This window comes from Saccharopolyspora sp. (assembly GCF_017434145.1).
Lineage (GTDB): Bacteria > Actinomycetota > Actinomycetes > Mycobacteriales > Pseudonocardiaceae > Saccharopolyspora_C > Saccharopolyspora_C galaxeae.
This window is the reverse complement of sequence record NZ_JAFRFW010000120.1, coordinates 1-9577: the sequence shown is the minus strand read 5'-3', so window position 1 is coordinate 9577 and position 9577 is coordinate 1. Positions and strand designations below refer to the sequence as shown.

At 70.8% G+C, this 9577-nt stretch carries 8 protein-coding genes; 5 read left to right on the top strand and 3 right to left on the bottom strand.

Going from position 1 to position 9577, the window contains the following annotated elements; all coding sequences use genetic code 11:
* Both IJH84_RS03190 and IJH84_RS03185 read left to right on the top strand, forming a co-directional pair.
* A partial coding sequence (locus IJH84_RS03190; RefSeq protein WP_295139978.1) for a catalase occupies window positions 1-1916 on the top strand: 1916 nt, incomplete at its 5' end.
* Window positions 1917-2217: 301 nt separating this feature from the next.
* Window positions 2218-3678: an APC family permease gene (locus IJH84_RS03185; RefSeq protein ID WP_295139976.1), complete on the top strand. Its 1461-nt coding sequence runs from the start codon at window positions 2218-2220 to the stop codon at window positions 3676-3678.
* Here IJH84_RS03185 and IJH84_RS03180 read toward each other — a convergent pair.
* Window positions 3659-5080 (bottom strand): MFS transporter, encoded by a 1422-nt coding sequence (locus IJH84_RS03180; protein WP_295139974.1) that lies wholly within the window; start codon window positions 5078-5080, stop codon window positions 3659-3661. The two genes, IJH84_RS03185 and IJH84_RS03180, sit on opposite strands and share 20 nt — an antisense overlap.
* Window positions 5081-5205: 125 nt before the next feature.
* On the opposite strand from IJH84_RS03180, the gene IJH84_RS03175 reads away from it, so the two are divergent.
* From IJH84_RS03175 to IJH84_RS03165, 3 genes are all read left to right on the top strand, one after another.
* Entirely contained in the window at window positions 5206-6063 is an 858-nt protein-coding gene (locus IJH84_RS03175) for a TetR family transcriptional regulator C-terminal domain-containing protein (RefSeq protein ID WP_200070819.1), read from the top strand.
* Window positions 6064-6149: 86 nt separating this feature from the next.
* A complete protein-coding gene (locus IJH84_RS03170; protein ID WP_200070751.1) occupies window positions 6150-6923 on the top strand; it encodes an enoyl-CoA hydratase-related protein in 774 nt (257 codons plus the stop codon).
* A gap of 160 nt (window positions 6924-7083) precedes the next feature.
* Window positions 7084-7254 carry a hypothetical protein gene (locus IJH84_RS03165; protein ID WP_295139970.1) on the top strand — a complete coding sequence of 57 codons (171 nt, stop codon included), beginning with the start codon at window positions 7084-7086 and terminating at the stop codon, window positions 7252-7254.
* On the opposite strand, the gene IJH84_RS03160 is transcribed toward IJH84_RS03165, so the two are convergent.
* Together IJH84_RS03160 and IJH84_RS03155 are read right to left on the bottom strand one after the other, a co-directional pair.
* Window positions 7239-8657: an FAD-linked oxidase C-terminal domain-containing protein gene (locus IJH84_RS03160; protein WP_295139968.1), complete on the bottom strand. Its 1419-nt coding sequence runs from the start codon at window positions 8655-8657 to the stop codon at window positions 7239-7241. The two genes, IJH84_RS03165 and IJH84_RS03160, sit on opposite strands and share 16 nt — an antisense overlap.
* 245 nt (window positions 8658-8902) lie before the next feature.
* On the bottom strand, window positions 8903-9577 hold a 675-nt coding region (locus tag IJH84_RS03155; RefSeq protein ID WP_295139966.1), incomplete at its 5' end, for an NAD(P)-dependent oxidoreductase.

The window sequence follows — 9577 nt, the reverse complement described above, 5'->3', positions numbered from 1 at the left end:
GGGTGGTGCACGCGCGCGGCGCGGGCGCCTACGGCGACTTCCAGCCCTACGACGGCTGGCTGGCGGACTACACGGTGGCGAAGTTCTTGACCGACCCGCAGGAGCAGACGCCGGTGTTCATCCGGTTCTCCACCGTCGCGGGTTCGCGGGGTTCCGCGGACACCGTCCGGGACGTGCGCGGTTTCGCGACCAAGTTCTACACCAGCCAGGGCAACTACGACCTGGTCGGCAACAACATGCCGGTGTTCTTCATCCACGACGGGATCAAGTTCCCCGACTTCGTGCACGCGGTGAAACCGGAGCCGGACAACGAGATCCCGCAGGCGCAGTCCGCGCACGACACGCTGTGGGACTTCGTTTCGCTGCAACCGGAAACGCTGCACATGATGATGTGGCTGATGTCGGATCGGGCGATCCCGCGCAGCTACCGGATGATGCAGGGCTTCGGCGTGCACACGTTCCGCCTGGTCGATGCGCAGGGCAGGGGCACCTTCGTGAAGTTCCACTGGAAGCCGATGCTCGGCACGCACTCGCTGGTCTGGGACGAGTGCCAGAAGGCGGGCGGCAAGGACCCGGATTTCAACCGCCGGGACCTGTGGGAGGCCATCGAGACCGGCCAATACCCGGAGTGGGAACTGGGCGTGCAGCTGGTCGACGAATCCTCCGAACACGACTTCGACTTCGACCTGCTGGACGCCACCAAGATCATCCCCGAGGAGGAGGTCCCGGTGCGCCCGGTGGGCAAGCTGGTGCTCAACCGCAACCCGGACAACTTCTTCGCCGAAACCGAGCAGGTCGCGTTCCACACCGCCAACGTGGTCCCCGGCATCGACTTCACCAACGACCCGCTGCTGCAGGCCCGCAACTTCTCCTACCTGGACACCCAGCTGATCCGGCTGGGCGGGCCGAACTTCGCGCACATCCCGGTGAACCGGCCGGTCGCCGAGGTCAGCAACAACCAGCGCGACGGCTTCCAGCAGCAGCGGATCCACCGGGGCCGCACCAGCTACACCAAGAACAGCCTCAGCGGCGGCTGCCCGGTGATCGCCGGGACCGACGAGGGAGCGTTCCACCACTACCAGGAGAAGGTGGAAGGCCAGAAGATCCGCAAGCGCAGCGAGAGCTTCAAGGACTACTACAGCCAGGCCACCCTGTTCTGGAACAGCATGGCGTCCTGGGAGAAGGCGCACATCATCGCCGCGTTCCGGTTCGAGCTGGGCAAGGTCGACCACCACCACGTGCGGGAGGCCGCGGTCGAGCAGCTCAACCACGTCGACCACGAGCTTGCCGTGCAGGTCGCCGAGGGCATCGGCGTCACGCCGCCGGAGTCCGCGGTCACCACCAACCACGGTCGCAGCTCCCCGGCGCTGAGCCAGTCGAACTCGGTGACCGGCACAATCGCCACCCGCAAGGTGGCCGTGCTCGTCGGCGACGGGGTCGACCCGACCGAGGTCGACCAGATCCGCCGCGGGTTGTCCGAACGCGGCGCGGTCGCCGAGGTGCTCGGGTTGCGGGACGGCACGGCGCGCGGCTCGGACGGCGACGATGTCCGCGTGGACCGCGCGATCAGCACGATGGCCTCGGTGGTCTACGACGCGGTGATCGTGCCGGGCGGTTCGGAAAGCGCGCGGGCGCTGTCGGCGGACGGCTACGCGGTGCACTTCGTCGCCGAGGCGTACAAGCACGCCAAACCGGTCGCGGCCAGCGATGAGGGCCTGGCCGTGCTGCAACGCACGGGCATCAACGACGTCCGGCAGGCCGGTGCGAGCGGCGGCGACGGCGTGGTCGCCGACCGGGGCGTCGTCACCGCCGCCGCGACCGGTGGCGCGCTGCCGGAGGGGTTCCTGGCGGAGTTCGCCAACGCGCTCGCCGGTCACCGGGTGTGGGATCGGGACACCGATTCCGTCGCGGCGTGAGACGGCGGGGCCGCTTCGGCGGCCCCGCCCCGTCAACCCCTTCCCGAATACTGGGCGCGCAGAATCGCGTGATCGTCGGCGATTCCGTGATTCGGCGCACCGCACCGCCGTGCCGCACTTTTCCCGCCGCCCCGGCACCGCCACCTGGAGCAAGCCCGTGCGCAGCGGCGATGTCCGACCGGAGGATCTGGTGCAATTGGCCGGCGCGTCGATGTTCCGTTTCTCGCGGTCCGATACCGAAACAGTTACGCCGAGCCTGGAAATTCGCCATCGCGTTGGCGATCTCCTACGGTGCTAGCCCGTGAGTCTTCTCCGAACACTTCCCGTCGACGACGTACTGACGCGCACCCAGCGCAGCGGCCTCGTGCGACGGCTGACCGGCCGGGACCTGGTCGGTTTCGGCATCGGCATCATCATCGGCACCGGCGTGTTCACCCTCGCCGGGATCGAGGCGAAGGACCACGCCGGACCGGCCGTGGTGCTGTCCTTCGTGATCGGCGGCGTGGTCGCCGCGCTGGCCGCGCTCTGTTACGCGGAGCTGGCTTCGGCGGTGCCGACAGCGGGCAGCGCCTACACCTACGCCTACTCCACGCTGGGCGAGATCTTCGCCTGGATCATCGGCTGGGACCTGCTGCTGGAGTTCGCGCTGGGCTCGGCGGTGGTATCGCGGAGCTGGTCGGGCTACATCGCCAGCCTGCTCGGGCTGCCGCAGGAATGGTTCGGCGAGGACGCCACCGTCAACCTCGGCGCCATCCTGATCATCGCGGTGCTCACCGTGGTGGCGGTCTCCGGCATCCGGGAGTCCTCCTGGGTGACCAACGCACTGGTCGTGATCAAGGTCGCGGTGTGCGTGCTGGTCATCGTGGCCGGGCTGTTCTTCTTCACCGGCGCCAACCTGACACCGTTCGTACCGCCCGCGGAGCTGAGCACATCGGGCGGCAGCGTGCTGGAGCAACCGCTGGTGTCCGCGCTGCTGGGCATGGAGCAGTCGAAGTACGGCTTCGGCGGGGTGCTCACCGCCGCGGCGATCGTGTTCTTCGCCTACACCGGGTTCGAGGCGCTGGCCAACCTCGGCGAGGAGACCAAGCGCCCGCGGCGCGACCTGCCGACCGGGCTGCTCGGCAGCCTGCTGATCTGCACGGGGCTGTACGTCGCGGTGGCGCTGGTGCTCACCGCGATGGTGCCGTATTCGCAGATCGACGAAGGCGCGCCGCTGGCCGCCGCGTTCCACCTGGTCGGTTCGCACTGGGTGGCCGCGCTGATCTCGCTCGGCGCCGTGACCGGGCTGACCTCGGTGATGATGGTGCAGCTGGTGACCATCGGGCGGATCGGCTTCGCGATGAGCCGGGACGGCCTGCTGCCGCCGAAGCTGTCCCAGGTGCACCCGAAGTGGGGCACGCCGCACCGGATGACCATCGGCGGCGCGATCGTGATCATGCTGCTGGGCGGGTTCGTGCCGATCTCCGAGCTCTCCGACATGGTCAGCATCGGCGCGCTGTCCGGGTTCATCATCGTCGCGATCGCGGTTCCGGTGCTGCGCTCGCGCAAACCGGACCTGCAGCGCCCGTTCCACGTTCCGCTCTCCCCGGTGCTGCCGGTGCTGACCGCCGTCGCCTGCCTGTACCTGATGTCGAACCTGGACGTGCTGACCTGGCTGCGGTTCGCGGCCTGGCTCGCGGTGGGACTGGTGCTGTACCTGCTCTACGGCTACCGCAAGTCGCGGCTGGGCAAGGGGGAGCCGGTCACCGGCGGCGACGTGTGACCACGAGCTGCTCCGCGACCGCGATCAGCAGCGCCAGCGCGGCGAAGCCGACCGCCACCAGCAACCCGGTGGAGATCGCGGCGTCCCAACCGCCTTCGGTGACCGAAGAGAAGAACAGCCCGGAGGCGGTTGCGGTGCCGATCGCGGTGCCCAGCCGCTGTCCGGTCTGCTGCACACCGGCCGCGGTGCCGCCGCTGGCGCTGTCGACCTCGGAGAGCGTGACGGTCTGGTTCGGCGAGATCACGGCGCCGCTGCCGATCCCGGCCAGCAGCAGGGCGGGCGCGGCCACCGCGCCCGCCATCCGGCCGAATCCGGCGCCGAGCAGCACGTCGGTCAGAACCAGCCCGGCCAGTGCCGCGACCAGGCCCAGCACGACCAGCGACCGGCCGAAGCGGTGCACGAGGCGGCCGCTGGCCGCCGACGACACGGCCGACCCGATGGCGAACGGGGTCATCGACAACCCCGCCAGCAGCGGCGAGTACCCCAGCCCGTGCTGCAGGTACAGCGCCAGCACGAAGAAGATGCTGGTGAACCCGGCGAAGTACACCATCCCGAGGGCGCTGCCGAAGCTGTAGCTGCCGATGCCGAACAGCCGGATGTCGACCAACGGCTGGCGGCCCCGGTCCCGGTAACGACGCTCCCAAAGCACGAACAGCACCAGCAGCACCGGCGCGGCCAGCATGAGCCACCACGGCGTCCCGCTGCTGCTCTCCCGCTCGACCAGCGGCAGCAGCACCGACAGCAGGGTGGCCGCCAGCAGCAGCACGCCGATCAGGTCGAGGCTTTGCGCCGGTCCGCTCGGCAAGTCCCGCGGCAGGTACTTCCGCGCGAACACCAGCGCCGCCAGCCCGATCGGCACGTTCACGAAGAACACCCAGCGCCAGCCGTCCTCGGCGCCCGCGACCTCGATGATCAGCCCCCCCAGCAGCGGGCCGATCGCGGTGGACAGCCCCACCACGGCGCCGAACAACCCGAACGCCTTGCCCCGCTCGGGACCGTGGAACAGCGCCTGGATCAGCCCGAGGATCTGCGGGTTCAGCATCCCGCCCGCGGCGCCCTGCACCAGCCGCGCGATCACCAGCCACAGCGGCCCTGTGGCGAACCCGGCGATAGCGCTAGCGGCGGTGAACAGCAGCAACGCGAGCACGAACATGCGGCTGCGGCCGCGGTCGTCGCCGAGCCGCCCGGACGGCACCAGCACCAGCCCGAAGGTCAGCGCGTAACCGGACACCACCCAGGCCAGCGCGATCGGCGGCGCCTGCAGTCCCTGCTGCATCGACGGCAGCGCGACGTTGACGATGCTGACGTCGAGCAGCGTCATGAATCCGGCCAGCAGGCAGATCACCAATGCCGGCCAGCGGTGCGCCGGCTGCTCGGTGCTGATGGTGCTCGTAGTCGTCACCCCCACATCCTGCCGGTCGTGCTGAAAGATGTTCGCGTTCAGGGCGCCCTGGGTCGACGCGGCCGTGCTCCAGCACACCGGAACCCGCCGCGACGCGCTTGGTAGCGTCCGAGCCCGTGCAGGAGCTGGCGGAGCTGGAGGCGTTGCGCGGCCGGGTGCGCGAGGTCCTCGCCGGCTACCCGGAAAGCCACCGCGCGTTCGCCGACCGCATCGGGCTGGACGCCACCAAGCTCTCCAAGTCGCTGACCGGCATCCGCCGGTTCACCCCGGTCGAGCTGACGCGCATCGCCGAAGTCGGCCAGGTCACGGTGAACTGGCTGATCAACGGCCGGGACGACGCCGAGACCGTCGCCGCTGCCCCGCGCCGCACCGCACGTCCACCGGAGCACCCCGGCGGCGACCGCTACCGGCAGATCCTGGACGCCGCGTGGGAGCTGATCGCCGAGCGCGGCTACCACTCGGTGCGCGTCGCCGACATCGCCGAGGCGTGCGGGGTCAGCGCGGCGACCATCCACTACCACTTCCCCGGCCGCGACGACCTGCTCACCGAGGCGCTGCGGCATTCGGTGCGGCAGGCGTTCGACCGCCAGGTCGCCGAACTGCACCGGATCGACGACGCCCGCGAACGGTTGCTGCGGCTGGTCGAGCTGCAATTGCCCGCATCCGCCCCGTTGCGCCGCGAGTGGTCGATCTGGCTGCAGGTGTGGAACGAGAGCGCGCTGCGCCCCGAGCTGCGCGGGCTGCACGGCGACTCCTACACCCGCTGGCACGACACGATCGCCCGCACCATCCGCGAAGGCCAGCAGCAGGGCGTGTTCGCCCCGGGCGATGCCGAGGACCTGGCGGTGCGGCTGACCGCGCTCATCGACGGGCTCGGCATCGGCGTGCTGACCGGGCGCCCGGGGCGTTCGGTCGACCGGATGCGCGGGGTGTTGCGCGAGTTCATCGAGCGGGACGTGGCAGCCGGTCGTGATCACCCGTAGTGGTCCGCGGATCGCCTGTTTGCGCGGTTGAGCCGTTGTGGTCGCTGCAATAGTTTGCGGGAGCGACCGCCCACGGAGGTGATCACGTGCCGGAGGACGACGAAGTACTGGTCGAGCACCACGACGCGGTGCTGCTGCTGACGTTCAACCGCCCGGAAAGCCTCAACGCCTGGACCCCGTCCATGCAGCGGCGGTACTTCGAACTGCTGGACAAGGCCGAGCACGACCCGGCCGTGCGTGCGGTGGTGGTCACCGGCTCCGGCCGCGGCTTCTGCGCGGGCACCGATCTGTCCGCGCTGTCCGGCGCGCCGGAGGTGGACGACGACGTGCCGCCGGTGTCGCAGCCGATCCGGATGCGCAAACCGGTGATCGCTGCGATCAACGGTCCGGTCGCGGGCATCGGGTTGATCGCCGCGCTGTTCGCCGACGTGCGGTTCGCCGCGGCGGAAGCGAAGTTCACCACCGCGTTCAGCCGCCGCGGGCTGGTCGCCGAGCACGGCATCTCGTGGATCCTGCCGAAGCTCGTGGGGGCCGGAACGGCGCTGGACCTGATGCTCTCGGCGCGCACCTTCCTCGGCGACGAGGCGCACCGGATCGGCTTGGCCGACCGCGTCATGCCCGCCGCCGAGGTGCTGCCCGCGGCGTTGGAGTACGCGCGCACGCTGGCCACCGAGTGCTCCCCTGCCTCGCTCGCCGAGATCAAGCAGCAGATCTACGCCGGCCTGGACAGCGGGTTGGAGACGGCGACCGCGGATGCGCACAGCCGGATGATCGCCGCGTTCGACCGCCCCGACGTGCGGGAAGGGGTGCGCAGCTTCCGCGAGGGCAGGCCCCCGGACTTCCCGCCGCTGAGCGGCTGAGCCGCAGTCACCGCGACGCTCAACGGCTCCGCCCGGGCCCCTTCGGTGACTCCGCCGCGGGACCCCGATGGGCGGCTCCGCCGCGGAGACGTTAGGCGGCTCCGCCGCGGGGTGACCCGATACGGTGGCCGCAAGCCCCGAGTCGAGAAAGGAGCGCGCGATGAACCCGGAGACCCCGGAAGCCGACGCGGTCGAGCAGGCCCAGCAGGACGAGGCGATCCCGGAGGATGACGGCCCGACCGGCACCGAAGCCACCTGGGAAGCGGATCCGGCCGACCTCGCCGACCAGAAGCGCACCGAACCCACCGACGACGACTACGAGCGGGACTGACCAGGCAGATCCCCGGCCGGGTCGTCCGCATCGGGCAGCACCCGGCCGGGGTTGAGCACTCCCCTCGGATCCAGCGTCCGCTTGATGGCCCGCTGCGCCCACAGCGCCGCCGGGTCCAGCTCCCGGCCAAGCCAGCGCCGCTTCAGCGCGCCCACGCCGTGCTCGCCGGTGATCGTCCCGCCGAGACGCAGGCCCAGGTCCATGATCGCGTCGAAGGCTCGCTCGGCGCGCGCGGTCTCGGCCGCGTCGTCGGCATCGAACACGACCACCGGATGCATGTTCCCGTCCCCGGCGTGCCCCGCGCACAGGATCTGCACCCGATGTTCGGCGGACAGTCCGGCGAGCCCTTCGACCAGGTCCACCAGCCGCCCGCGCGGTACGCACACGTCGTCGATGAGCAGTGATCCCAGCTTCTCGTGCGCGTCGCCGACCAGTCGCCGCGCCCGCATCAGCAGGTCGCCTTCGGCCGGATCGTCGGCGACGACCACGTCCGTGGCCGCGCACTCCCCGGCCGCCCGCGCGAACCCGTCCAGGTCCGCGCCCGCCAGCGGTCCGCGGTCGGACTGCGCGATGAGCATTCCGGCGGCCTGCTCCGGGAAGCCCAGGTCGGCGATGCCCGCGACGGCACGCATCGTGGGCGCGTCCATGAACTCCAGCGCCGACGGCCGGAACCCGGCGCCGAGGTAGCTCGCGACCGCGCGGCAGGCGTCGGCGACGGCGCCGAAGAACGCCACGGCGGTCAGCGGCCGCTCCTGCGCGGGCCGCAGCGCGAGCGTCGCCTCGGTGACCACGCCGAGCGTGCCTGCGGAGCCGACGAGCAGGCTGGTGAGGTCGTAGCCGGCCACGCCCTGGGCCGTGGCGCGCCCGGTCCGCAGCACCCGCCCGTCGGCCAGCACGACCTGCAGCCCGCGCACGAAGTCCCCGGTCACGCCGTATTTCACGCAGCACATGCCGCCCGCGTTGGTGGCGATGTTGCCGCCGATCGTGGAGATGGACCGCGACCCCGGGTCCGGTGGGTAGAACAGCCCGCGCTCGGCAGCGGCCTCCCCCAGCTCGCCGTTGACCACGCCCGGCTGCACGAGGGCAACCTGCTCCTCGGGGTCGATCCGCAGCACCCGGTTCATCTTCTCCAGCGACAGCAGCACGCATCCCGCCGACGCGTTCGCCGCTCCGGAAAGGCCGCTTCGGGCGCCCTGCGGCACGACCGGCACCCCGTGCTGATGAGCCCAGCCGAGCGTGGTCGATACGTCCTCGGTGCTGCGTGCACGCACCAGCACAGCGGGTTCGCCTGCCGGGCAGAAGGTGGCGCGGTCCCTGCTGTGCGCTCGCAGCACGTCGGGATCGTCGATGACGCTGCCCGCGGCGAGAAGTCCGGTCAGCGGGTGCGCGGCGGTCGTCGTCATGGAGCCCCTCGGCGTCGGTGCCGGATCCACGCTAGCCGTGCTCGAGCGTCCGGCCCACCGCCAGGAGGGTCGAGCCGCGGCGGACGCTGGGCCATCCGGCCGGTCGGTTCCGCACGAATGCCGTCGGCGAAATTTCTCTTCCGGGCAGCGCTGCGGGTTTTCCCGCAAATGCGACGCCGAACTTAAAAACGATAAGCCCGCCCCTGTTCGCCGACCGCGAAAGGATTCGGCGGGCAACGCGCGCCTCAGCCCGGCCAGAGACCGAACAACGTTGCGAAACCTTCCCGCCAACTCGGCCACATCGGACGCCATCCCAGCGTTTCCCGCAGCCGGAAATTCGTGGCGCCACGCTGCTCGGTCAGCCGGTGCACCGTCAACCAGTCCAGCTGCGCCCGCGCCTGCTCCAGCGTCAACGACACCGGCGCAGGGCCACCGACCATCCGGGCGTAGGCGGGCAGCCATTCCGCGTATTCGGCAGGTTCGTTGTCCACCACGTTGTAGATGCCGGATTCGCCGGCGCTCAACACTTCGGCCACAGCGCTGGCGGCGTCGTCGACGTGCGTGAACGAGGTGAGCCCGACCCCGTCGTCGACCAACGGCAACGCGCTGCCGCGCACCTGCTCGTGGATCCGCCCGCCCGGGGCGTACCAGGTGTCGGGCCCGTACAGCGAGCCGTAGCGCAGCACCACGCCGTCGTGCTCGAGCACCGCGTCTTCCAGGTCGGCGACCGCGCGCACCAGCTCGCCCCACCGCCCGGGCGCGTCGGTCCACAGCGGGGAGTCCTCGTCCAGCACGTCGTGGCCGTTCGGGTAGTACGCCTCGACCGTGCTCTGCGCGACGACCCGGTTCACCCCGGCGTCCCGCGCGGCCCTCACGAGGTTGCGCGTGCCCAGCCCCCACAGCTGCGCCGTGCGGTCCAG